The organism is Aquirufa avitistagni, assembly GCF_042715545.1.
Classification (GTDB): Bacteria; Bacteroidota; Bacteroidia; order Cytophagales; family Spirosomataceae; genus Aquirufa; species Aquirufa avitistagni.
In genome coordinates, this window is record NZ_JBBKXZ010000002.1 from 71959 (window position 1) to 95684 (window position 23726).

At 42.9% G+C, this 23726-nt stretch carries 19 protein-coding genes; 11 read left to right on the forward strand and 8 right to left on the reverse strand.

The features are described from left to right. Window positions 1-840: a rod shape-determining protein MreC gene (gene mreC / locus U0R10_RS06130; protein ID WP_377983077.1), complete on the reverse strand. Its 840-nt coding sequence runs from the start codon at window positions 838-840 to the stop codon at window positions 1-3. A 30-nt stretch (window positions 841-870) separates the two neighbouring features. After that, on the reverse strand, window positions 871-1896 hold the full coding sequence (locus U0R10_RS06135) for a rod shape-determining protein (protein ID WP_377983078.1): 1026 nt from the start codon (window positions 1894-1896) through the stop codon (window positions 871-873). Window positions 1897-2220: 324 nt separating this feature from the next. On the opposite strand from U0R10_RS06135, the gene U0R10_RS06140 reads away from it, so the two are divergent. Next, complete coding sequence (locus U0R10_RS06140) at window positions 2221-3147, forward strand: AraC family transcriptional regulator (RefSeq protein ID WP_377983079.1); 927 nt, start codon at window positions 2221-2223, stop codon at window positions 3145-3147. A 54-nt stretch (window positions 3148-3201) separates the two neighbouring features. On the opposite strand, the gene U0R10_RS06145 is transcribed toward U0R10_RS06140, so the two are convergent. After that, window positions 3202-4809 carry a pseudouridine synthase gene (locus tag U0R10_RS06145; protein ID WP_377983080.1) on the reverse strand — a complete coding sequence of 536 codons (1608 nt, stop codon included), beginning with the start codon at window positions 4807-4809 and terminating at the stop codon, window positions 3202-3204. Window positions 4810-4933: 124 nt separating this feature from the next. On the opposite strand from U0R10_RS06145, the gene U0R10_RS06150 reads away from it, so the two are divergent. After that, window positions 4934-6940 carry a CHU_0125 family OmpA-like outer membrane integrity protein gene (locus U0R10_RS06150; RefSeq protein ID WP_377983081.1) on the forward strand — a complete coding sequence of 669 codons (2007 nt, stop codon included), beginning with the start codon at window positions 4934-4936 and terminating at the stop codon, window positions 6938-6940. 1 nt (window position 6941) lies between these two features. Beyond that, window positions 6942-8279 carry a dihydroorotase gene (locus tag U0R10_RS06155; RefSeq protein WP_377983082.1) on the forward strand — a complete coding sequence of 446 codons (1338 nt, stop codon included), beginning with the start codon at window positions 6942-6944 and terminating at the stop codon, window positions 8277-8279. 2 nt (window positions 8280-8281) lie between these two features. Here the strand turns inward: U0R10_RS06155 and U0R10_RS06160 are convergent, their stop codons facing one another. Continuing rightward, window positions 8282-8950 carry a porin family protein gene (locus U0R10_RS06160; RefSeq protein WP_377983083.1) on the reverse strand — a complete coding sequence of 223 codons (669 nt, stop codon included), beginning with the start codon at window positions 8948-8950 and terminating at the stop codon, window positions 8282-8284. Between the two features lie 81 nt (window positions 8951-9031). On the opposite strand from U0R10_RS06160, the gene U0R10_RS06165 reads away from it, so the two are divergent. Together U0R10_RS06165 and U0R10_RS06170 are read left to right on the forward strand one after the other, a co-directional pair. After that, complete coding sequence (locus tag U0R10_RS06165) at window positions 9032-9640, forward strand: ribonuclease HII (RefSeq protein ID WP_377983084.1); 609 nt, start codon at window positions 9032-9034, stop codon at window positions 9638-9640. Window positions 9641-9664: 24 nt separating this feature from the next. Beyond that, complete coding sequence (locus tag U0R10_RS06170) at window positions 9665-13603, forward strand: S8 family serine peptidase (protein WP_377983085.1); 3939 nt, start codon at window positions 9665-9667, stop codon at window positions 13601-13603. Here U0R10_RS06170 and U0R10_RS06175 read toward each other — a convergent pair. Genes U0R10_RS06175 through fcl form a run of 3 tightly spaced genes read right to left on the reverse strand, consistent with a single transcriptional unit; the run spans window position 13593 to window position 16263 of the window. Next, window positions 13593-14579 carry a YhdH/YhfP family quinone oxidoreductase gene (locus U0R10_RS06175; protein WP_377983086.1) on the reverse strand — a complete coding sequence of 329 codons (987 nt, stop codon included), beginning with the start codon at window positions 14577-14579 and terminating at the stop codon, window positions 13593-13595. The genes U0R10_RS06170 and U0R10_RS06175 overlap by 11 nt on opposite strands. A 5-nt stretch (window positions 14580-14584) precedes the next feature. Continuing rightward, window positions 14585-15325 (reverse strand): class I SAM-dependent methyltransferase, encoded by a 741-nt coding sequence (locus tag U0R10_RS06180; protein ID WP_377983087.1) that lies wholly within the window; start codon window positions 15323-15325, stop codon window positions 14585-14587. Continuing rightward, the gene (gene fcl / locus U0R10_RS06185; protein ID WP_377983088.1) at window positions 15325-16263 is read right to left on the reverse strand and encodes a GDP-L-fucose synthase; all 939 of its coding nucleotides are present in this window, start codon (window positions 16261-16263) and stop codon (window positions 15325-15327) included. The genes U0R10_RS06180 and fcl overlap by 1 nt, the downstream gene beginning before the upstream one ends. A gap of 124 nt (window positions 16264-16387) precedes the next feature. On the opposite strand from fcl, the gene U0R10_RS06190 reads away from it, so the two are divergent. Genes U0R10_RS06190 through U0R10_RS06205 form a run of 4 tightly spaced genes read left to right on the forward strand, consistent with a single transcriptional unit; the run spans window position 16388 to window position 19831 of the window. Continuing rightward, on the forward strand, window positions 16388-17314 hold the full coding sequence (locus tag U0R10_RS06190; protein WP_377983089.1) for a toxin-antitoxin system YwqK family antitoxin: 927 nt from the start codon (window positions 16388-16390) through the stop codon (window positions 17312-17314). After that, the gene (locus U0R10_RS06195; RefSeq protein WP_377983090.1) at window positions 17314-17640 is read left to right on the forward strand and encodes a hypothetical protein; all 327 of its coding nucleotides are present in this window, start codon (window positions 17314-17316) and stop codon (window positions 17638-17640) included. The genes U0R10_RS06190 and U0R10_RS06195 overlap by 1 nt, the downstream gene beginning before the upstream one ends. 35 nt (window positions 17641-17675) lie before the next feature. Then, entirely contained in the window at window positions 17676-19199 is a 1524-nt protein-coding gene (locus U0R10_RS06200) for a SulP family inorganic anion transporter (protein ID WP_377983091.1), read from the forward strand. A 2-nt stretch (window positions 19200-19201) separates the two neighbouring features. Beyond that, entirely contained in the window at window positions 19202-19831 is a 630-nt protein-coding gene (locus U0R10_RS06205) for a carbonic anhydrase (RefSeq protein ID WP_377983092.1), read from the forward strand. A 52-nt stretch (window positions 19832-19883) separates the two neighbouring features. On the opposite strand, the gene aspS is transcribed toward U0R10_RS06205, so the two are convergent. After that, entirely contained in the window at window positions 19884-21647 is a 1764-nt protein-coding gene (gene aspS / locus U0R10_RS06210) for an aspartate--tRNA ligase (protein ID WP_377983093.1), read from the reverse strand. Window positions 21648-21752: 105 nt separating this feature from the next. On the opposite strand from aspS, the gene crtD reads away from it, so the two are divergent. After that, complete coding sequence (crtD, locus tag U0R10_RS06215; protein WP_377983094.1) at window positions 21753-23222, forward strand: 1-hydroxycarotenoid 3,4-desaturase CrtD; 1470 nt, start codon at window positions 21753-21755, stop codon at window positions 23220-23222. Between the two features lie 23 nt (window positions 23223-23245). Beyond that, window positions 23246-23725, forward strand: a complete 480-nt coding sequence (locus U0R10_RS06220; protein WP_377983095.1) for a DUF4293 domain-containing protein — start codon at window positions 23246-23248, stop codon at window positions 23723-23725. The last annotated feature ends 1 nt before the right edge of the window (window position 23726 follow it).

Consider the following 23726-nt stretch of genomic DNA (forward strand, 5'->3'; position numbering starts at 1 on the left):
CTATTCCGTTTTAGGTTTATTTTGTTCCAATTTGGCTTGTTGGTAAGCCAATCGATTCTTGATTACATATACATATTGCAACGTAGAAAACTGTGTCAGCAACATGACTTTAATATCGTGAAATGTATCATCCTTCTCCTTTCCCACTTTGGCTACAATTCCAATAGGTACATTAGGAGGGAAAACAGCATTATAGTCAGACGTCACCACGGTGTCCCCTTTCGTAACCTTTTTATATTTCGACACATCCATAAGCTCCCCAACCTCAGCTTGGTAGCCAGACCACTTCATGTATCCCAACTCGCCAGATGATTTCAGTTTAGCAGAAACCGTATTACTCGTATGTAAAACCGAAACAATTAGCGATAAATTCTCGGTACTTGACATGACTTTCCCCACGATTCCCGTGGATGAAATAACTGCCATCCCCGGCTTAATGCCATCGGATAATCCTTTATCAATTGTCAAATAATTTTGGGAAAGTTGGGTCGTTTGATCAATCACCTTACAAGCAATCGCCTGGTAGCGATTCATTAGCGCGGCACTCGCAAAGTAAGGAATTTTCCCCGCAGGCTGTTGCTGACTTCGTAATTGTAAAATCTGCGTGTGTAAACGCGCATTTTCAGCAGCTAATTGGCCATTCACAATACGTAACTGATGATACTTTTTAACCTCTTGTGTAGTAGATAAAATGGAGGCCGCCCACTGATTCGTGGTATTAAAATACCAGGTATGTTGGTATGTATTGTAACTAAATATAGCCCAAAGATTCACAATTTCCAGCACCAAAAACAGGAGGAATGTCCGCTGTCTCAGTAGGAATTGGAACAATTGGTTCATGCCAAACGCGATTTAAATGGGGAAGAAAAACTAGGTAATTAAAACAGGCTTATATTTTTCCAAGTTCTTCAAGATCTCACCCGTACCACGAACAACCGCTTTCAATGGATCGTCGGCCACGTGTACTTTCAATTGAGTCTTCTTCTCGATACGTTTGTCCAAACCGTGCAACATGGCACCTCCACCGGCTAAGTGAATACCGTTGTGGAAGATATCACCAGAAAGTTCCGCTGGAGCACGTTGTAAGGTTTCCATGATGGCAACCTCAATCTTCGTAATAGAACTATCTAATGCATAGGCAATCTCAGAATAGTTGATCAAAATTTCTTTAGGAATACCAGTCATTTGATCACGCCCACGAATTTCAAAATCAGCTGGTGGGTTATCTAATTCAGGTAAGGCAGCGCCTACTTGAATTTTAATTTGTTCTGCAGAACGCTCACCGATCACCAACTTGTGTTCGCGCAATAAATAATCTTTAATGTCCCGCGTGAATTCATCTCCTGCGACACGAATCGAATTTTCAACAACGATACCGCTTAATGAGATAATCGCAACCTCGGTTGTTCCTCCGCCAATATCAACAACTAGTGAGCCATTCGGCTGTTCAATATCAATACCAATACCAATCGCAGCAGCAATTGGCTCATGTACCATGTAAACCTCACGTGCTCCAGCATGTTCTGCTGAATCTTTTACCGCACGTTTCTCAACCTCTGTGATGCCTGATGGAATACAAATAACCATACGTAAAGCAGGTGTGAAAAAGGAATTTCCCTTATCCATCATTTTGATTAAACCACGCATCATTAATTCCGCCGCGGTAAAGTCCGCAATTACTCCATCCTTCAGCGGACGAATCGTCTTAATGTTATCGTTGGTTTTCTCATGCATCATCATCGCTTGTCGACCAACAGCCAATACCTTATTGGTGTTACGATCGAGGGCAATGATCGATGGCTCATCGACAACCACTTGGTCTTTGTGAATAATCAAGGTATTTGCAGTTCCTAAATCGATTGCAATGTCCTTTGTGAGGAAATTAAATAGTCCCATGGTGTTTCAAAAAAAGGGCGTCTGTGCGCCTCCTAATTTCATAAAAAACAAATTTACAGATAAAAAATGACCTAATAATTTATTTTATTTCAATTTTCTGCCAACTCTAAAAATAATTATAAAAAATAGCCTAGTATAGCTTGATAAACAACCAAAATCCTTCAAATATAGCTTATGGGTATATTACAATAAAATACACTAAAAATGATTTGCCAATTTAGCCAAAAAATTACCTAAAATAATTTGGAATTATTATCTGATTTATTAGTTTTGTCCAAGTTTTGTAAATCAAACTAGTGTTTAAAGCCAATAATTGCAAATTATATGGAAGATTATAATAAAATCATAGAGTCCCTTGGGGTGAAATTTATCAAGGCCCGCAACATTAGAATATTACAACCTATTCGCATCAAAAATTACTATGATGTAGAAAACTCCCTCTTGATTTTGTACAAAGGAGAGGTTTCATTTGGAGAGGAAGAGACCCCAGTTGAGGAAGGCGATATGCTATTTATTCCCGGAGGTAAAATGATTAGCGTAACCTACGGAAATGCAGAAAAACCAAAGGCTGTTAACAACGAAGAATTCATGACGCATCGTGAATTGTATTTCGACCTGAACATGGATTCATCTCTTGTCGGCTCGCACAACAATTCATTTGGCATGGTCGCTTTCGAAGCTAAAGTATTTGATTCCGTTAATTTCTTTACATCGCTAGATATTCCTCCATTCTTAATTAAGAAAGACGAAAAACTTGCGCAAACGATCAAAGAGATCTTGCTCGAGGATATGTCGGACGAAATAGGGAAAGGCCGAATCATTAAAATCAAAACGGAGGAAATTGTTATTGAAGTTATTCGATACATTATCCAAAACCGTTTATTCGTTGAGCAACTAGCAACAAACAGTACTTACTTCAAAGATCCACGTTTAATAGACATATTTGCGTACATCAAAGACCATATCGGTGGTGATTTGTCAAACAAAGTTTTGGCTAATGTCGCGAATGTATCAGAGGACTACGTAGGTCAATATTTCAAAATGTTGACAGGTATCAATCCACAAGATTACATCGAATACCAGCGTATGGAAGCAGCTGTAGGCCTTCTTCGTACCACCAAAAAATCAATTCGCGCAATTGGTTCAGAGGTTGGCTACAAAGACACCGCCTATTTCTGCCGTCGTTTCAAAATGATGTTTGGTATTCCAGCAGGAAAAATGAGACGCCGCGAATCGTTAATGAATATCTAAGCGTTCTGCTTTATACACAAAAAAGGCCCGATGTTCGTCGGGCCTTTTTTTATGCTACAATAAGTATTTCAACTTCACTAACTCACGCTCAGTTAAGTAGCGCCAGCTTCCGCGAGGCAGATCCTTCTTAGTTAGGCCTGCAAACGTGGTACGATCTAGTTTTGTCACTTCATAACCTAAGTGTTCAAAAATACGACGGACAATCCGGTTTTTACCTGAGTGAATTTTTACACCGATAACATAGCCATCGGGAGTTACTTTCGCCAAATCATCTACTTTAATTTCACCATCTTCTAAATTTAAACCTGCCTTGATTTTCTCAAAGTCCTCATCGGTAAGTGGTTTATCTAATTCAGCTTGATAGATTTTTTCAATTTCATTCGATGGGTGTGTCAATTTATCTGCTAATTCGCCATCGTTAGTCAATAAAATTAAGCCTGTTGTATTTCGGTCCAAACGACCCACAGGATAAATTCGTGATTCGCCCGCATTTTTCACTAATTCCATAACAGTCTTACGATCTTGAGGATCTTCTGTTGTCGTTAAGAAATCTTTTGGCTTATTTAATAAGACATAGGCTGGCTTCTCGCGGTTTAATCGGCGATTACCATATTTGACTACATCCGTAGGCATCACTTGGTAACCCATTTCAGTAACTACCTTGTTATTCACTTTAATTTCTCCCGCTTCGATCAACTTATCTGCATCACGGCGTGAGCAAATTCCTGCGTTGGCAATGAAACGATTCAAACGAACTTCATCCCCTCTTCTTTCTGTTTGGGCAATTTTCTTTTGAATTTTGGCAGGAGCACGTTCTTTGTAACGATCTAATTTATATTGTGGGGTAAAGGCAGGCGCCTCATCATGGCGATTTCTACTCTTAAACGTCTCACGTTGTGAAAATTTCGCTTTGCGGCCGCCCTCTTCGCGTGGTGTAAACGAACGACGCTCCTCTCTAGGCTCAAAGCTTGGGCGTTCTTCAAGCTCTGGACGAGGCTCGAAATCACCACCATCGCGACGGTAAGGCTTTGGCGAATTTTCGCCCCCATCAAATTCTTGACGTGGTGCGCGCGGCGTAAATGGTTTCCCATTATAGGCACGACGTTCGCCTTCTTCGCGCGGTGCACGAGGCGTATACGGACGACGTTCGTCACCTTCTTCGCGTGGTGCACGAGGTGTATACGGACGATCGCTAGATCCTTCGCGGTTATATGGACGACGTTCACCACCTTCTGCACGTGGCGCACGAGGTGTATACGGACGATCGCCAGATCCTTCCCGGTTGTATGGACGACGCTCACCACCTTCTGCACGTGGTGCGCGAGGTGTGTACGGACGATCACTCGATCCTTCGCGGTTATATGGACGACGTTCGCCACCTTCTGCACGTGGTGCGCGAGGTGTGTACGGACGATCGCTAGATCCTTCGCGGTTATATGGACGACGTTCGCCACCTTCTGCACGTGGTGCGCGAGGCGTGTATGGACGATCGCTCGATCCTTCGCGGTTGAATGGTTTACGTTCTCCTCTTGACTCGCTGCGCGGGCCTGTCGAACTATCTCCAAAATTTCTTGATGATGATCTGCTATCAGATCGAGATGCGGAAGCGTTACGCGGAGCATCTGAACGACGGTTGTCGTCCTTTTGAATTCTTTTTCTCATAAAATATGCAACATCACTGCTGGATTACATGGGGATATATTTCCCCTACTAATTGATAATTTCTACAAATGTACATGAAAATAATGAGCATAGCTTATTACATTTGAAAGTTCTTACATCCACTATGTCGCGATTGAATTCAAAATTAGCTTGGCCTTTCATCATTATCCTGATTATTTCAATCGGATCCGGGTGCAGTTTATTGCAATCTGTCTCGCAGAAAGGACAAAACTATTTTGAACGAGGAGAGTATGAATGGGCAATCCAAACATTAAAACCTCTTGCCGCTAAAAAGGCACTAGATAATCAATCTGCCTATATAATTGGGGAATCTTACCGACTTTCAAATCGAATCAGTCTAGCGCTACCCTTCTTAGAAAAAGCATTACAAGCCGGCATTCCGGACGACTTACTCGCCTACCACATCGCTATGGCGGCCAAATCAACAGGCGACTACACCAAAGCAAAATCTTACCTCGAAAAATTCTTACTCTCAAAACCTAGTCGGCCTAATCAAATAAAAGCCGAAATGGAATTGGAAAACTTGAGTAAAATACCCGAATTGCTCAACCAAAAAAGCCTAGTACAAGTGTATCCCATCGTTGGAAATACCGCTCAAACAGAGTTTGCGCCTGTTTTGCAAGGCACCAACCTGCTTTTTACAAGCTCAAGTAAACCGTTGATTTACAAAAATAATGGCCTGCCGTTCTTGGGTTTGGTTTCCGCACCGCTGAAATCTGATTTGGAGATTGGTACACCTACTTTATTTAGCCAAAAAATCTATTTAGAAAACGCCAACGATGGTACTCCGGCCTTCACACACGATGGCAAAAAAATGGTTTTTGCCAGAGGTAATACAGGGAAAAAAGATGCATCACCCGATGTGGATTTATTCATTTCTACCAAGATAGGAGATTCGTGGTCGGCCCCAGAGCGACTTGCTATCTCAGATTCAATCGCCTGGGATGGAAGCCCATGCTTTTCAACCGATGACCGAACACTCTATTTCAGCTCTAACCGCAGAGGTGGTAAAGGTGGATTAGATTTGTATCGCGTGAACATTGATAATTCAGGGAGGTTCGGCCGACCGATCAACATGGGATCTACCATAAATACTCCGGGAGATGAAGCATTTCCACAGGTGAGTGATGCGGGTAAATTGTATTTTGCTTCCGATGGGCACCCTTCCATCGGTGGTTTAGATTTATTTGTAGCAAGTCGTAACGAGAATGAAATCGTTGTGGAACATTTAGGTGCACCTATTAACTCGATTGGAGATGATTTTGCCATTTGCTTTGCTGATTCTACCTCTGGGTATTTTAGTTCTAATAGACCCGGTGGCAAAGGAGATGATGACATTTATTATTTCAAATCTCCTCAAGCTGAAAATACATGGTGGGGGATCGAAAATCCGCAAAAACCAAAGGAAAGTCCAGGCCACAAAACTATCGCGTATCATTTGAAATCGCGCGTTGTAAATCTGGAGGGGAAAGCCATCCCTGGTGCTAGTGTCAGCATCAAGCGAGATAATGAAGACGCGCAGGTATTCAGCTCTGATAAACAGGGGTATTTGCCCATTTTTGACTTACAGGAAACAGATGACCTAAACTTTAAGGGTTCCAAAGATTCTTACCTAACTGTTCGCAATTCATTCTCCATGCAAGGACGAATTATTCCTTTGAACAAATTGGTTAAGGAACAAACCGATACAACGTACACCTTCGAATTGGCGATGGATCAACCGGAAGTAGGCCAAGAAATATCGCAGTTATACGGCATTCACTCCATTTACTACAATGTAAATAAATCAGACATCCGGCCAGATGCAGCAGAAGAATTAGATAAGGTCGTTTACTTCTTGAATGACAACCCACAAATCAATTTAGAATTAGGCGCACATACGGATGCTCGGTCTACCAAAGCATATAATCAAAAATTATCGCAAGAAAGAGCCGAGTCTGCGGTTAATTATATTATTGCCAAAGGCATTAACCCACAACGAATCAAACCGAAAGGCTATGGCGAAAGTCAGTTATTAAATGGCTGTGTAGATGGCGTTGATTGCCCTGAGGAGATGCACCAACAAAACCGACGGACGGAATTCAGAATTACCCAAATCAAAATCGATTAACATGGCCCAGTATCTTTTGCAGCATGCACGTATTGTCAATGAAGGAAAAATAAATGCGGGAGACATACGAATTAAACATGGCCGAATTGACCAAATTGCATCGCAAATCAGTGCTACTCCAGCGGATACAGTAATCGATTTGACAGGGAAATATATCTTCCCAGGCATGATTGATGATCAGGTCCATTTCAGAGAACCTGGTTTAACCCATAAAGCGACCATCGCCAGTGAAGCGCGCGCTGCAGTTGCTGGCGGAGTGACTTCGTTTATGGAAATGCCGAATACCGTTCCCAATGCATTGACTCAAGAATTATTAGCAGATAAATACCACATTGCACACGAGAGTTCGTTGGCCAACTACTCTTTTTTCATGGGAGCGGCTAATGACAATTTGGAAGAAGTGCTGAAAACCAATAAGCAAAATGTATGTGGAATAAAGGTGTTTATGGGTTCTAGTACCGGAAACATGTTAGTCGATAACATGAAAACGCTGGAAACGCTATTTGCCAGCAGTGACATGCTGATCGCTACACATTGCGAAGATGAGGCGACTGTGCGTGCACGATTGGAATTATTCCGCGCGAAATATCCAGAGGATGCTCCTTCATTTATTCATCCATTAATTCGAAATGAAGAGGCTTGTTATTTATCTTCATCGATGGCGGTGGATTTAGCCAAAAAATCAAATACTCGTTTACATATTCTTCACATTACAACAGCGGAAGAACTTGCTTTATTTGAGACAGGCAAACCTGTCAAAGATAAACGCATCACCTCGGAAGCTTGCGTACATCATCTGTGGTTTGATGCATCGGATTATGAAACGCTAGGCGACCTAATCAAATGTAATCCGGCTATAAAAGAAGCCAGACACCGACAAGCCATTCGGGCGGCATTGCAATCTGGTGCCATTGATGTCATTGCAACAGACCACGCACCACATACCTGGGAAGAAAAACAACAAGGATATTGGAAGTCCCCATCCGGCTTGCCTTTGGTGCAACATCCTTTATTGATGTTATTAGAGCTGTCGGCAGAAGGTGTCCTCACCCTAGAACAAATCGCAGAAAAAACAGCACATCATGTCGCCGAGTGTTTCCAAATCTCGGAGCGAGGATATATTCGGGAGGGATATTGGGCTGATTTGGCGATTGTAGATATGCAAACGCCGTATACGGTTACTAAATCAAATCTTGAATATCAATGCGGTTGGTCTCCACTCGAGGGCCATACATTTGCCCATAGCATAAGCCACACATTTGTGTCAGGACATCTAGCCTATCAAGCAGGGAAATTTGATCTTTCGAAAAAAGGGGAACGCCTTTTATTTACGCGCTAGCCTTATAGAATCTCGTCAAAAAAGACGCGCATATAGAAACCTAGTGATTGATTTCGTAGTTCGCCAGGCTCAGTTGAAATATTCATTAAGCCTGTTTGGTACGTAAGACCAAAAGAAACAAAATTTTGGGTGACAACACCAATACCTACTTTCAATCCCATATCTAAGCGACGGATATCTCGAGAAAAACTTTCTCCTGTCGTAGTCGTTGTAGCAAAACTCCCCGAAGGTGTCTGCGCACGTCTCTCATAGGTTGAATTGTCCCAAAGACCAACGCCTAAATAAGGTCCTCCCCAAATAGAATAACCGCTTCCAAATTCAGAAAGGCTACCCAACTTGATTTCAAAGTTTGGACTAACATCAAGGTATTGTGTGGTAATGTTGCGTTTCGTGTATGCGGAATCAGAAAATATTGTTTTGCCACTGAAGCCCCGTTGAGATAAAGATAATTGAGGGCTGAAATTGACCCGCGATGTAATGGGAAACTGAATTCCTAATCCTAATTCTAAGGAAGGCTTAAAGTAATACGATTCGTTTGAAACGCCACTGCCAACAAATCGAGCGGATTTTGCCTCTAAATGAAAGATCTTTTTGGGCTTGTATTTTTGGGCAGCAACTTGGCCTACAAATGCAAAAATGGCAATAGTGAGCAGCGTAATTTGACGTAACATAAGGATACCTTTGGAAATAATCTTCAATTTTAACCCATATTTATGTAATCACCAACTAATTTTGATTAATGGGTACATTATATGCAAAATAAAGTGAGTGAACTTTTGGCGTTTTATTCAGCCGATGGGGTTGAGGCCGGACTTGATGAGGCAGGTCGCGGATGCTTAGCAGGGCCCGTAGTTGCGGCTGCCGTAATTTTACCCAAAGACTTTTACTACCCTTTATTGACTGACTCGAAGAAATTATCTTCCAAACAGCGCGACACGCTGATTGACATCATCAAAAATCAGTCGATTGCCTATGCCATCGCAGAAGTAGACCACGCAAAAATTGACGAAATCAATATTTATAAAGCGAGTGTTCTAGCTATGCACCGCGCCGTGGACCAACTTCCCATACGGCCAGACCATTTATTGGTAGACGGTAACCGGTTCATTGAATATCCGTTTATCGCGCATACCTGCATCGTAAAAGGCGACTCGAAATTTTTTTCCATCGCAGCTGCATCGATTTTAGCCAAAACCTACCGAGATCAGTGGATGAAAGACGCAGCGAAGCAATTTCCTGGATATGGCTGGGAACGAAATGCAGGGTATCCGACGATCGAACATCGAAAAGCAGTCATACAACATGGCCCTACTCCTATTCACCGAAAAACCTTTCGTGTAGAAATAAAAGAAAAAGCCTAAATTGAGCATAAATTTATTTGCTACATGCTTTCGAAGGCTTCGCGTCATTGTCTTTCCTGGTTACTTTTGACCTTACTTTTGGCAGAAAGTATTTCACTGACGGGTCAAGTAAAATCACTTTACAGACGAGATGACGAATTAACCAAACGCCAAGCAAACGCAACTGCTTTCAGTAAACTCCGCGACAGTCTATATCAAAAAAGTCAATCACAGGCTAAAATTCGAGGCATTCACCTTAAAGATGATCTAGGAGAAGGCAGAAAGTTAGTCTTCGAGCAATTCAACGAAATTGGCGAAGCATTGTACTTAACAAATCACTCGAATCGTTTTGCAGGCCAAATGACGCGTACCGACCAGCTTTATCGCGGAGGTAGTCTCGGGCTTAACTTAAGTGGAGGCTCAGATACACTTTCTGGCTGGCTGGGAATATGGGATGGAGGAGTGCCTTTGACAACCCATCAAGAATTTACAGGTCGCATTAGCTCACAAGAATCTTCCATTACATCAGATCAACACAGCACACACGTGGCTGGAACCTTGATCGCAGCAGGCGTAAATAGCGCTGCTCGCGGGATGGCCTTTGGGGCAGATTTGAAGGCTTGGGATTATAGTAATGACAATACAGAAATTAGCGCTGCATCGCTCAAATTATTAATAAGTAATCATTCCTATGGTTATCAAGCGGGCTGGGTTTATGATGCGACTAAATTAAAGTGGCAATGGTGGGGAAATGATGCGGTTAGCTCATCTGAGGACTATAAGTTTGGCTTTTATGATAGCAATGCACAAGCCCTCGATCGCATCGCTTACAATGCCCCCATGTATCTGATGACCAAATCAGCGGGGAACAGCCGGAGCCAAACAGGTCCTGCCCCTGGCACCTTTTATTTACTCCGAAATACCCGGGATTCATCGTCTGTTTCACGCGCAAAAAATGATGGATATGACATCATCTCGACAACAGGAAATGCAAAAAATATATTAACAGTAGGTGCAGCTGAGCTAAGTACGCAAGTACCGATGTATGGGAAAGATGTGCTCATAAGCGATTTTTCTTGTTGGGGCCCCACAGACGACGGACGTATTAAACCTGATGTGGTAGGTATCGGAACTGATGTATTGTCAACATCAAATACAGGAAATTCTTCCTATGCGACTCTCAGCGGAACCTCGATGGCTTCTCCACAAGTCGCCGGATCTTTGTTTTTATTACAACAATTATACAATCGTCTAAATAAAGGTGTATTCATGCGTGCGGCAACACTGAAAGGTTTAGCGATACACACCGCTTTAGACATGGGTAATGCAGGGCCCGACTACCAAAGTGGGTGGGGACTCATTAATGCAGAGCAGGCGGCATCGGTTGTGCAAAATAAAAACGGATCGCATCGAATTACAGAAGGAACGTTAACAACGGGCACCAGACAAACCATTCCATTGATTGCGTCCGGAAAAGGCGATTTAGAAGTGACCATATCGTGGACTGACCCCGAAAGTTCCGTCCTTTCATTATCTCCCGAAAATCTAAATAATCGGAGTCCGCGCCTTGTCAATGACTTGGACATCCAAATTCAAGGTCCACAAGGAATTTCCCTCCCCTTCATTTTAGATCCAGACAATCCAGGAAATCCAGCAACCACAGGGAATAACTTCCGCGATAACGTAGAGAAAATTCGGGTCATCGGAGCCATCCCCGGACAAATCTATACCTTAATTCTTACCCATAAAGGCTCCTTAAGATCAGAAAAACAAGACTTCAGCTTAATCATCTCGGGTATTGGCGGGACGGCATATTGTGCTGCTGCACCAACGACAAATGTCAATAGCATCACAAAATCAAAATTTGGCACGACGGAATTTGCAGATGCAACTGCAACAGATTTTACGCAAAAAAGAATTCAAACCGAACAAGGATCCCAGTTGGATTACCAAATTGATTTTTCAAATGCACAGCTAAAAGATGCTTTGCTACTTGTCGACTGGAATCAAGATGGAGATTTCGAGGATGCAGAAGAAACGGTGAAGTCATTTCAAGCCAACTCCAATTTTCGTGAAAGCATTCAAATATCCCCACTCGCTACAGCTGGAAATTATTACCGCATGCGACTCATTTCGAGCACAAATGGACGTCCGAGTACCTGCGGAAACTACGCAAGCGGTGAAACAAACGAATTCCTTTTAGAAATCACCCAAGCTTCAAATGACATCGCCGCGCTTTCACTTAGCAGTACCAGTGGGTTCAATTGCGCTACTTCCGGGTCAACAACAGTACAAGCGAGAATCAAAAATTTAGGTAGCAAAGCCCAAACACAAATTCCCATCCGAGTTAGTGTTTTATTAAATCAAAATGAAATAGGCCAGTTGACAGGCACGGTGCCCACCCTTGCATCCGGGAAAGAAACAACCATTTCAGTGAGTGGTCCAGTCACATTAGAAGCAGGTAAAAACTATCAATTTAAATTACAATCTAGACTTGTTGGCGACCAATTTGCCGCAAATAATGAGGTATCTATTCCATACCAAACAGAAATACCGCCAGCTCCAATCGCAACGGGAACTAGCTGCCTCGGCTCGAATGCCTTGACCTTAAATTCAACAAACGGTTATCCGCTTTGGTACAGCAACAATACATTAATTGGCTCAGGCCTAAAAGTGGCTGCGACACCAGGACGTGATTATTTTGTTTCCACAGCAGATTTTTCAGGCACGTTAGGTCCAGCAACTAAGGCTGCATTTGGATCAGGGACCTACTTTGAAAACTTCGGACCAGCACCCATTATAGAAATCAAATCACCTGTGATCTTAACGACTGCTCGCGTATATGTGGGTACATCCGGAACCATTACCTTTTCCGTGTTAAATCAAGACACAGGGGAATTGGTATACTCAATCGCCAAAGACCTCATTGCCACCCGAACACAGCGTAATTTTAATAAAATCAATAGCCAACTTACGGATGACAAAAATGATCCTGGCCAAATTGTTGAACTTAATTTACCCTTCCCTAAACCTGGTAATTACCTAATTTCGCAGAATTGCAGCAATGGCGCAACAATCTTCCGTAGCAATCGATCACTCGCAGATACCGTAACTGCCCCCACTAACCTAGGGTATCCGTACGCGATTCCGCATATTTTATCCATGACGGGCGCCTTATTTAATGGATCTCCGATTGCGTCAGGTTATTATTACCTATATGACATGAAATTTAATTCGTTGGGATGCCCAAGTCCGCGGGTTAAAGTGCCAGTGAGCCAACTGAAAGCACCGACAATCAGCATGGATAAATCAGGAAGCAAAACGATTTGCAATGGCACCAGTGAAACGATCACAGCGATTACTAATGACCCAGCAGATTTATCTTGGCAAATTAATGGTTCGCCTACGGGACAAAGTGGCAAAAGCATCGTAGCGACAAAAAGTGGATCTTATCAAGTTTCCGCTAGTTTTGGTGGTGTTTGCCCAACACTTTCCAATGCCTTCACATTGAATGTAACAACCCCAGCATCGCCCCTGATTTCCTACAGAGATGGATATTTGAACTCGACAGAAGGAACTAATATGCAGTGGTTTTTAGAGGAAACAAAAATTCCTGGAGCCACAGAACTCAAATACCTCCCTACGCAATCAGGTGCCTACAAAATCCAATTAGTTGACATAAATGGATGTCTAGCCACTTCCGATAAATTATTTATTAGTATTCTTGGACAAGAATTAGAGAATCCGTTTTCTCAAATCACGGCATATCCGAATCCCACCCAAGGCGGAATTCAACTCGGGATTCCTGATAAATGGAAAACAATTCCGGCGCGTATCGCCATCGTAGACCTAACGGGAAAACGCTGGGTAGAAAAGCCATTAAACACCGAGATCATAGATTTACGGAGTGTCCCTAGTGGTATTTATTTTATTCAGTTCGAAGGAATAGTCGGTCAAAAACCAATCAAATTCATTAAATTTTAACGACGTAGCGTCCGAAAGAACGATTAGCCAAGAAATCATCTAAGATTTTGGGGGCTTCCTCCAATGAAATTTCATTAGATAAACTCTCCAAAGGTATTGCCCACTCAGACGCTAATAATTGCCAAATTTCTTGCTTACGCGTTAACGGGGCATCCGCGGAATAAATCCCAATCAACCGCGCACCGCGCAGGATAAATGGATACACTTGCAGTGGTAAATCGACACCTGATGCCATACCACATGCTGCCACTACGCCATCATAATGCAAACTTTTCAACAATTTTACGAGTACATCTCCCCCAAGCACATCAATTGCCCCAGCAAATTGCATGGGATACAACGCACGCGGTTTCTCCGCCAAAAATTCTTGTCGGCGCACAATTCGTTTTGCCCCCAGCTCCATTAATTTCTGATCCAATTCTGGTTTTCCGCACATGGCAACCACATTAAATTGCAGCTTTGCCAACAATGCTACGGCAATCATGCCAACTCCACCAGTTGCTCCTGTGACAAGAATTTCACCAGAATTTGGACTGAGGCCATTGGCTAATAATGCTTGAATGGCTAACCCGGCCGTCAATCCTGCCGTACCTAATTGCATGGCAGATCGTACCGTAAGGCCACTAGGCACCGCAATCACCCAGTCACCAGGAACTGAAATGTACTCAGATAGCCCGCCATGACTATTCATTCCTTGATCGAAACCGGTGACAATGACCTCATCTCCCGGATGAAAAATCCCACGCTGATCTGACACTACGACTCCTGCTGCATCAATTCCAGGAATATGTGGAAAATCTCGCGTTATTCCGCGGTGGCCTGATGCAGAAAGTGCATCCTTAAAATTGAGTGAAGAATAACTAACTCGAATAAGCACTTCCTGATTGCCCAAAATCTCAATAGGCAAAGATTGGATTGAGGTAGTAAATCCCCCCTCGCTGGATTCTGCTGTCCAAAGGGCTTGAAAAGTATCCATAATTTTTATTTTTTCACCCAAATAAAAACCATTCGCGGTGAGGTTTTTTCGTCGAATTGCGCCAGCGAATAATCGCCCAATAAATCTACTAAACTTAATCCAGACTGTGCCGCATACGCGATAAAGTCCTGTTTACCAATCAATTCCACTTTTTCCATAAACTGAAAATCTTTGCCTTGATCCGAAAAAACAATGGACTTATGCAAAAACCCGTTGGCCTCCCAACGCTTAATTGCAAACGAAATCCCCCCACGCGCAACAACTTCCTCTCGCACCAAATTGGCTAGAACATAGGTAGGATTAAAAAAATCCATGACTAAAATTCCACCTGGCTTTAATGCATCAGCGAAGGTTTGAAAGGCTAATAAATTATCAGCTGCTTGATCAAAGTAACCGAAGCTGGTAAAGAAGTTAAATACAACATCATACGCACCATGCTTGGGTACTCGGACGCGAATATCGTGCACAAAAAAGCTTAAATCTTCGGAGGCTAATGTATTCGCAGCCTGAATATTTTGGGGTGACAAATCAAAAGCGTCGACGTTAAGACCTAATAGCTGGAGTGTTTTAGCATGCCGACCTTTTCCACAGGCAGCATCGAGTACAAGGGCATTTTGGGGGATTTGCAAACGCTGTTGAAGCGCTTGAATAAATGATGCGGCTTCTGCTTCATCGCGCTCCGCATAGAGCAAATGGTAATATGGAGAATCAAACCAGGTACTAAACCAATCCTGCTCTTTTTCCATTATTTACGAATAGAGACATTGGCCAAGAAGTCTTGATAGGCTAACTGAATTCCATCAGATAATTCAATACGATGTTTCCATCCGAGTCCATGTAACTTGCTGACATCCATTAGTTTACGTGGAGTGCCATCTGGGCGATTGGTATCCCATTTGATCTCGCCTGTAAAGCCAACGATCTTTTGTACGGTTTCAGCCAATTCTTTAATTGTCACATCTACTCCCGTGCCAATATTCACCAATTCCGCTTCATTATAGGTTTCCATCAGAAACAAGCACGCCTCCGCTAAATCATCTGCATACAAGAATTCGCGCATGGGAGAACCTGTCCCCCACAATTCCATCGATTGGTCTCCTCGTGCTTTTGCTTCATGAAACTTGCGAATCATGGCAGGTAAAACATGTGAGTTTTGTAGATCGTAATTGTCATTGGGGCCATATAAATTCGTAGGCATGACCGAGATATAATTACACCCATATTGGGCCCGATAGGCTTCGCACATCTTAATTCCTGCGATTTTTGCGATCGCATAAGGTTCATTTGTAGACTCCAAAAGTCCCGTCAATAAATAAGATTCCTTAAGTGGTTGCGGGGCTAATTTAGGATAAATGCACGACGACCCAAGAAACATCAATTTAGTCACCTGATTTACATAAGCGGCGTGAATTACATTGTTTTGAATCGCAAGATTTTCATAAAGGAAGTCGGCGCGATACGTATTATTCGCAACAATCCCTCCCACTTTGGCAGCCGCTAAAAAAACATACGCTGGTTTTTCGCTGGCAAAAAAGTCCGCAACGGCTTGTTGGCTTCGCAAATCAAGCTCCTGAGAAGTTCTTACAACCAGATTCGTATATCCATTTTTTTGAAGGGAACGAACGATGGCAGAACCGACCATCCCTCGGTGTCCAGCGACATATATTTTTGCGTGCTTTTCCAATGTGTAATTTGATTATTTAGCTTCTCGTAATAAAAAACGTTACAAAAATACACAAACTACCCGAGGGATACATTTAAATTCCTATTTTTGAGAAATTTTTTTGGACGTTCATCGTTCCATACCTATGAAATTTAATGGATTAATTTTCGCTCTGTTTGTATTCATTTGCTTCCGCAGTGAGGCACAAGACAAATCCATTTTTTCAACTACCAAACCTGTTACAGATACGACAAAAAAAGCAGGAGGCTTGTTTGGCGGTCGGCTCAGCACAGGACTAGAGCAAGGCCTAGAATCAGCCAAAAATATCAAAAATGAAAGTCAGGCGATTTGGGAAGATGTGAGCTTAAAAGCAAGTATGACTGCCCGGCGTCTAAAAAAGAAAGTTCTGCCCAAAGATGAATATGAAGGGACAAAAACGGAGCGCCGTGTGGGCAATTATGGCAATGGCGGAAGAGCTACACTGGAGGAATTTAATGTCGTCAAATATGTGGAAGATGAAGCTGTAAGTCCATATGTACAAGAAATTTGGTGGTATGATCCCGGGCAATCTCGTATCGTCAATACACCGCTGAAAGAGAACCAACGCGCTCAAATTTGTCACGGTCCTTATCGGAAAATTGTTAACGAAATGGTCGTAGAAGAGGGCAATTTTTATATGGGAGCTAAGGATGGCCGCTGGGAAACGTATGATTCTGAAGGAATACTACTAACGAAAATTTATTTTGATCGCGGGTTTCCTGCAGGGTCTAACATAAGTTATTTTGATGCGGCTAAACTCAAAATCAAAGAAGTTATTCCGTTCGTTTATGGAAAGTCAACAGGACAGTATTTGTTGTTTTATCCGTCGGGAAATTTGGCTTTGGAGGGAAAATTAGATGAGGGCGTACGCATCGGAAGATGGCGCGAATTTTACGAATTTGGCAGTGGCGGACGCCTCAAAAAAGAACTGCGATACGGCAAAGATAAATTTGAAGAAATAGAACCTATCATCGTGCAAGAGCGTGATGAAAAAGGAAAAATAACCAGTCAAACGAAAACTAAATTCGACTAATGCGGACGCTGCTCATTTTCTGGGTTTGTCTCCTATGCACTTGGCAATCAAATGCTTATGCGATTCCCGCTATCATGTCAACAGTGCATTTCAGTACACAGACGGAACATCATTCTAAACCAGAGAATCCAAAACAAGAAAATCGTGACGAAGGGGATGAGTTGGCCGATGAAGATGAGGATTTCCCTAATGAGACCTTGATATCTTGGGCATACACCCTTATTCCAATTTGGCTAGATGAAAGACTTTCAGATAAATTTTATATTGTAGGCGAATCAGTTGGCCACGTCAATCCGATCGTTCCCCCTCCCGACTGGCGGAATTGACTCCAACTAATTTTTCATTAATTAAATATATCTATATGAATCAATACTTACAGTCCTTTCTAAAGGGGGATTGGAAAGCCGGTATATCCGTATTTCTGGTCGCACTTCCCCTTTGCTTAGGAATAGCCCTAGCATCGGGCGCTCCGATGATGGCTGGATTAGTCGCTGGAATCGTGGGCGGCATTGTCGTTTCCCTAATATCTGGCTCCGAATTATCCGTTAGTGGCCCTGCTGCCGGGCTAACAATCATCGTGGCAAATGCCATTGCAGACTTGCAGAGTTTCTCTGGTTTTCTGGTGGCTGTCATTCTTGCCGGAATCATTCAAATACTTTTAGGCGTTGTCAAAATGGGTAAAATTGGTGGGTTTTTCCCATCATCCGTAATTCGTGGCATGCTCGTTGCCATTGGAATTGTGATCATTTTAAAACAAATACCACATGCCTTTGGTGACGACTTAGATTTTATTGGTGATTTTGAATTTTCACAGATTTCAGACGGTCAAAATACATTTACGGAACTCGCGAAATCTATCTTAGAGATAAAAATGGGTGCGCTCATCATTTCTGCAACAGGCTTAATCCTTTTGTTTTCCTGGACAGCATTGGGTGAAAAAATCAAGGTACTTAATGCATTGCCTGCATCTCTTTTTGTCGTTCTTGCGGGCGTCGGACTTAATGCATTTTTTCTATACCAAATGCCTGCGTGGTATTTAGGTGATTCTGCAGATCACATGGTTAATCTGCCTATATTCGAATCAGTGGGGGCGATTGCCTCTGGAATTAGTAGTCCAGACTGGAGCTTTCTTTCGCAACCGAAGGTTTACACGGTAGCGATTACGCTCGCTATTGTTGCCTCACTGGAAAGTTTACTTTCGTTAGAAGCCACCGAAGCACTGGATCCACAAAAACGAATTGCATCGGCAGATCGCGAACTAATTGCCCAGGGAGTTGGTAATATTTCAAGTGGTCTATTGGGTGGTTTACCTATTACCTCAGTCATCGTTCGTTCTTCTACCAATATTTACTCGGGTGGGAAAACACGAATTTCGAGCTTTACCCATGGCGTGTTATTGCTCATAGCCGTACTTGCACTGCCGCTCTATTTGAATAAAATTCCATTAGCATGTCTCGCCAGTATTTTACTCTTTACCGGATATAAATTAGCCCACCCAAAAGAGTTCAAAAAGGTTTTTGCAGAAGGATGGAAACAGTGGACCCCATTTCTAGTCACCATTTTGATTGTCGTTGGGGTGGATCTACTCTGGGGAATTTTCATCGGTACGCTCGTTGGCCTAATTTTTGTCGTAGCAACCAATTACTCGTCTGTTTTCTCCGTCTATAAAAAAGATAATGAGGTGTTAATCAAATTTCAAAAAGATGTCACCTTCTTGCATAAAATGGCACTAAAGGAAGCACTTCGAATCATCCCGTCAGGCTCAGAAGTATTCATCGATGTATCCAAGGTCCATTTTATGGATCATGACATTAAGCAACTAATTGAAGAATTTATCGCTAGCGCCCACGAAAGAGGTATCGAAGCAGATTTAAAAAAGAAATAACTATGAACGAATATAAAAAACTATTGCTAAGCAATAAAGCTTGGGCCAGCGAACGCTTGGAGCTCGATAAAAGCTACTTTGATAATCTATCCAAAGACCAAAATCCATTATTCCTTTGGATTGGTTGTGCGGATAGCCGGGTACCTGCTGAGGAAATTACACATGCTGACCCAGGCGATATTTTCGTCCACCGCAATGTGGCGAATATGGTTGTGCATACGGACATTAATTTACTCTCCGTCCTACAATATGCTGTGGAAGTACTTGAGGTAAAACACATTATTGTTTGTGGGCATTACAATTGCGGCGGGGTCAAAGCAGCCATGACCAATCAGGATTTTGGACTTATCAATAAGTGGCTTCGCAACATTAAAGAAGTTTATGAGAAGAACTTTGAAGCATTGCAAAATATTGAAGATGAGCAGCTACGTTTCAATAAACTAGTCGAAATGAATGTGGCCGAGCAAATTCAAAATTTAGCAAAAACGACGATTGTGCAGAAAGCTTGGGCAACGCGCAAGTTACCACATCTTCACGGCTGGGTATTCGACATTCACCACGGTGAAATTAAAGAAGTCATCAATATCAATGCGGGCGAGTGGACGAGCCCCGTTTTCCATTACGATTTTTAATAAAAAAAGGGGGCCGCGTAGCAGCCCCCTTTTTACATATATCCTAGACGTTCTAAACGGTCGTCTTAATCTTCAACTCATCTAATTGCGCTTGCGCTAATGGCGAAGGCGAGTCAATCATCACATCGCGACCCGCATTATTCTTAGGGAAGGCGATGTAATCACGAATCGATTCTGTACCTCCGAATAACGAGCATAAACGATCAAACCCAAACGCCAATCCACCATGTGGAGGTGCACCATATTCAAAAGCGTCCAACAAGAATCCGAATTGCGCCTGCGCCTCTTCTTCCGTGAAACCTAATACCTTAAACATTTTTGATTGCAAATCTTTTTGGAAGATCCGGATCGAACCTCCACCTACTTCCACGCCATTCACGACTAAATCGTAGGCATTGGCACGAACTTTGCCCAATTCCCCAGCTTCCATCAAGGCGACATCTTCTGGCTTTGGACTTGTGAATGGATGGTGCATCGCGAACCAACGGTCCTCTTCTTCGCCATATTCCAACAAAGGAAAATCAACCACCCAGTGTACTTTATAATTATTTGGATCACGTAATCCCATGCGATTACCCATCTCTAAACGCAATTCATTCAACTGCTTACGCACCTTATCTCCGTCACCCGATAGCACTAAAATTAAGTCGCCCGGTGCTGCATCAAAGGCCGAAGCCCAAGTCGCCAAGTCGGCCTCTGAATAAAACTTATCCACCGAAGATTTTACGATACCATCCGGCTGAACTCGCGCATAAATTAAGCCTTTCGCGCCGATCTGTGGCCGACGAACAAAATCAGTTAATTCATCTAATTGCTTACGCGTGTACTCCGCAGCACCTTTGACACAAATACCTACCACGGTATTTGCCGCATCAAATACCTGAAAATCCTTTCCAGAAGTCAAATCTACCCCCTCACCTTTCAACTCCACAAACTTCATGTCAAAACGAATATCTGGCTTATCTGAACCATAATATTTCATCGCATCCGCATAGGTCATGCGTGGAACCTCGCCGATATCCAATCCTTTTACCGCTGAAAATAAATGGCGAATCAAGCCTTCAAACATATTCAATATATCCTCCTGCTCCACGAATGACATCTCACAGTCAATCTGCGTGAACTCAGGCTGACGATCCGCACGCAAATCTTCATCACGGAAACACTTCACAATTTGATAGTATCGATCGAAACCAGATACCATCAATAACTGCTTAAATGTTTGTGGAGATTGCGGCAAAGCATAAAATTCACCTGGGTTCATTCGAGAAGGTACCACAAAATCACGTGCTCCTTCTGGTGTCGATTTAATCAAAACAGGTGTCTCAACCTCAATAAAATCTTGCTTATCTAAATAGTTGCGCACCTCGCGACCTACTTGATGACGCAAACGCAAACTTTCACGAATCGGCGTGCGACGCAAATCCAAATACCGATATTTCATTCGAATATCATCCCCACCATCCGTCTCATCCTCAATTAAAAACGGAGGTAATTTCGCAGGATTTAACACACGAATTTCCGTCACCTTAATTTCAATATCACCAGTACCTAGCTTATCATTCTTCGCCAAACGCTCTACCACCACACCTTTCGCCTCTACCACAAACTCCCGACCTAAACCACGCGCAATTTGCAATGCCTCTGGTGTAGATTTACCCTCCTCAAGCATCAGCTGCGTGATCCCATACCGGTCACGTAAGTCAACCCAAATCATCCCTCCTTTATCGCGCGTCTTTTGAATCCAACCACATAGAGTGACCGTTTGGCCTACATGACCCATGCGCAATTCGCCGTTTGTGTGTGTGCGTAGCATATTTTAATTTAAAAATTCGTGCAAAATTACAGAAAATGAAATGGAGTGTAAAACATTTACCCGTTTATTCTTATTTAGTTAATTTAGGGCATTAATTATAAACCAGTGGCGCAAATAGGAATCGTAGGATCAGGAATTGGGGGCATCGCTTTTGCGATTCGCATGGCATGCTTGGGCCAACAAGTTCACGTGTTTGAGGCCAATGCGTATCCGGGTGGAAAATTAGCTGAAATCACGCTGGATGGTTACCGATTCGATGCAGGCCCTTCCCTATTTACCTTACCGCAATTAGTAGACGAGTTATTTGCGCTCGCCGGAAAAAATCCACGCGACTACTTCCAATATGAACGATTACCGGAGATTTGTCGGTACTTCTGGGAAGACGGCACCCGACTCCACACGCATCAGGATCCCGACAAAACAGCTACTGAAATTGCGGAGGTATTGGGCGAATCTGCCCAAAATGTCCGCACATATATTGCGCATGCGGGCACGAAATACAATATCGTTAGCGATCTTTTTTTAGACAATTCATTACACAAATTATCCACCTGGACAGGCAAAAAAGCCCTGACTGGATATGCTAATTTGCACCGCCTCGGTCTATTCGACACGATGCACAACAGCCACCGCAAGCGATTTAAAAACCCAAAAACGGTTCAATTATTTGACCGATACGCCACATACAACGGTTCCGATCCGTATCAAACACCAGCAACCCTGAGCATCATTCCTCACCTCGAATATAATTTAGGTGCCTATTTCCCGGCAGGGGGCATGATTGAAATACCTAGATCTTTAACCCGATTAGCACAAGAATTGGGCGTTACATTCCACTTGGAAGAACCGGTAACCGAAATACGTTGTACCGCTAGCCAAGTAACAGGAATTAAAACAAGCAAGGGAACGTATGATTTCGACTTCGTCGCTAGTAATGCGGATATTCGGCCAACCTATGAACGCTTATTAACAACCCTACCCAAGCCTAAAAAACTGCTCAATCAGCCTAAATCAAGCTCTGGAATTATTTTTTATTGGGGCGTTAACCGAACTTTTGACGAATTAGGTGTTCACAACATCTTTTTTTCGGATCATTATAAACGGGAATTTGAAGCTATTTTCAACGGCCAGACCATGGATGAGGACCCCACGGACTATGTACATATTTCGAGTAAAGTGGCTCCTGATGACGCGCCCGTAGGTTGTGAAAATTGGTTTGTACTCATGAACGCCCCCGCAAATAGTGGGCAGGACTGGGACCATTTAGTTAACGCGACCCGCAAAAATGTCATAGCTAAAATAAGTCGTATCCTAGGGGTAGACCTTGAAAAACACATCGTTTCCGAGGACTACCTCGATCCGCGCCGGATAGAAACACGTACCTCTTCATCCGGTGGTGCATTGTATGGCAACGCGTCCAATAATAAATTTGCGGCTTTCTTGCGGCACCCAAACTACCGACCAGCTATTAAAAATTTATTTTGGATTGGAGGAAGTGTACATCCAGGAGGCGGAATTCCTTTATGTCTCAGCTCAGCTAAAATCGCTGCTAAGCTTTTTCAAGAAAATGCTTAATTTCGCATCAAACAATAATACGTATGATTCAGAGACCTCAAACGCTTTTATTAGCTTTAGTCATTATCGCCAATAGCCTGGTAACATCAACTGGCTGGCCTATTTGGAGTAAAATAGGTGCATCAGGTCAGAAAGCGACCCTTTTCTTCAACGAATGGACCGTATCGCAAGGTGAGCAAATTACTGCAACGCATCATGCCATTGCCATAACCATCTTAATTACGTTATCGACTATCATTACGTTGATTACCATCTTTTCATTTAAGAATCGCATGCGTCAAATGATGTTAGGTTTGGTTAACTCCCTATTGCTTGCAGGTGCGATGGCCTATTCATTTTGGGTAATATTCAAGGAGGCGATGCCTACATTTGATCCAGAAGTTCAAGGAAAATATGGCTATGGATTTTACGCTATGGTCGTTGCATTACTAGCGAATATGATTGCTAACCGCTTGATTCGAAAAGATGAGATGCTTGTGCAGTCGTCAAACCGCATGCGCTAAA

Bases quoted from the DNA above. Each gene is read 5' to 3' on its own strand.
- U0R10_RS06165 (WP_377983084.1), top strand. From the start codon at position 9,032: ATGCAAAATAAAGTGAGTGAACTTTTGGCGTTTTATTCAGCCGATGGG.
- U0R10_RS06220 (WP_377983095.1), top strand. From the start codon at position 23,246: ATGATTCAGAGACCTCAAACGCTTTTATTAGCTTTAGTCATTATCGCC.
- mreC (WP_377983077.1), bottom strand. From the start codon at position 840: ATGAACCAATTGTTCCAATTCCTACTGAGACAGCGGACATTCCTCCTG.
- U0R10_RS06155 (WP_377983082.1), top strand. From the start codon at position 6,942: ATGGCCCAGTATCTTTTGCAGCATGCACGTATTGTCAATGAAGGAAAA.
- U0R10_RS06145 (WP_377983080.1), bottom strand. From the start codon at position 4,809: ATGAGAAAAAGAATTCAAAAGGACGACAACCGTCGTTCAGATGCTCCG.
- U0R10_RS06175 (WP_377983086.1), bottom strand. From the start codon at position 14,579: ATGGATACTTTTCAAGCCCTTTGGACAGCAGAATCCAGCGAGGGGGGA.
- U0R10_RS06170 (WP_377983085.1), top strand. From the start codon at position 9,665: ATGCTTTCGAAGGCTTCGCGTCATTGTCTTTCCTGGTTACTTTTGACC.
- aspS (WP_377983093.1), bottom strand. From the start codon at position 21,647: ATGCTACGCACACACACAAACGGCGAATTGCGCATGGGTCATGTAGGC.
- U0R10_RS06200 (WP_377983091.1), top strand. From the start codon at position 17,676: ATGAATCAATACTTACAGTCCTTTCTAAAGGGGGATTGGAAAGCCGGT.
- U0R10_RS06150 (WP_377983081.1), top strand. From the start codon at position 4,934: ATGTCGCGATTGAATTCAAAATTAGCTTGGCCTTTCATCATTATCCTG.
- U0R10_RS06160 (WP_377983083.1), bottom strand. From the start codon at position 8,950: ATGTTACGTCAAATTACGCTGCTCACTATTGCCATTTTTGCATTTGTA.
- U0R10_RS06180 (WP_377983087.1), bottom strand. From the start codon at position 15,325: ATGGAAAAAGAGCAGGATTGGTTTAGTACCTGGTTTGATTCTCCATAT.
- U0R10_RS06205 (WP_377983092.1), top strand. From the start codon at position 19,202: ATGAACGAATATAAAAAACTATTGCTAAGCAATAAAGCTTGGGCCAGC.
- U0R10_RS06135 (WP_377983078.1), bottom strand. From the start codon at position 1,896: ATGGGACTATTTAATTTCCTCACAAAGGACATTGCAATCGATTTAGGA.
- U0R10_RS06140 (WP_377983079.1), top strand. From the start codon at position 2,221: ATGGAAGATTATAATAAAATCATAGAGTCCCTTGGGGTGAAATTTATC.
- U0R10_RS06195 (WP_377983090.1), top strand. From the start codon at position 17,314: ATGCGGACGCTGCTCATTTTCTGGGTTTGTCTCCTATGCACTTGGCAA.
- U0R10_RS06190 (WP_377983089.1), top strand. From the start codon at position 16,388: ATGAAATTTAATGGATTAATTTTCGCTCTGTTTGTATTCATTTGCTTC.